This is a genomic window from Streptomyces chisholmiae, assembly GCF_031845445.1.
Lineage (GTDB): Bacteria > Actinomycetota > Actinomycetes > Streptomycetales > Streptomycetaceae > Streptomyces > Streptomyces chisholmiae.
Window position 1 is genome coordinate 1 of sequence record NZ_JAVREO010000068.1, and the last position, 612, is coordinate 612.

Sequence of the window (612 nt, forward strand, 5' to 3'; positions counted from 1 at the left end):
GTACCCACAGGCGGGCGGCCATCTGGAGGAGGGCCTCGGCCTGGGGGCGTTGGTTGCGCAGCGAGGGGATGACGGCCTGGGCGTCGTCGTCGAACACGTCGATCACCGAACCGGAGAGCACCGCGTCAGGGCCAAGCTCGATCACAGTGGTCACACCGGCATCCCGCATCGCGGCCACACCCCGAGCGAACAACACCGGCTCACGAACATGCCGCACCCAGTAACCAGCCTCAGCCACCTGCTCGCTGACCAGCGTGCCCTCGACATTGGAGACCAGACCAACACTCGGAGCATTGAAGGTCACCCCAGCGATCCGCTCCGCGAACTCCCCCAACACCGGATCCACAAGGCGGGAATGGAAACCATGCGACACGCTCAACCGGCGCGCCCGCACACCCCGCTCCCCACAAGCCACCGCCACCCGGTCCAACGCCTCAACCGCCCCGGAAAGGACCACCTGCTCCTGGCCATTCACCGCCGCGATGTCCACGCCGAACTCGGCCGCCACCTCTTCGGCCTGGGTTTCGGTGAGGTCGGTGACGAGCATCCCGCCACCCTCAGGCAGCCCCTCCATCAACCCCGCACGCGCACACACCACCGCCACCGCGTCGG

General features: G+C 68.0%; 1 protein-coding gene. It reads right to left on the minus strand.

The genetic code is table 11. The features are described 5' to 3' along the window. Positions 1–574, minus strand: a 574-nt coding sequence (locus tag RM844_RS32080; RefSeq protein ID WP_311670974.1) for an acyltransferase domain-containing protein, incomplete at its 3' end; no start/stop codon positions are given. Positions 575–612 lie beyond the last annotated feature (38 nt).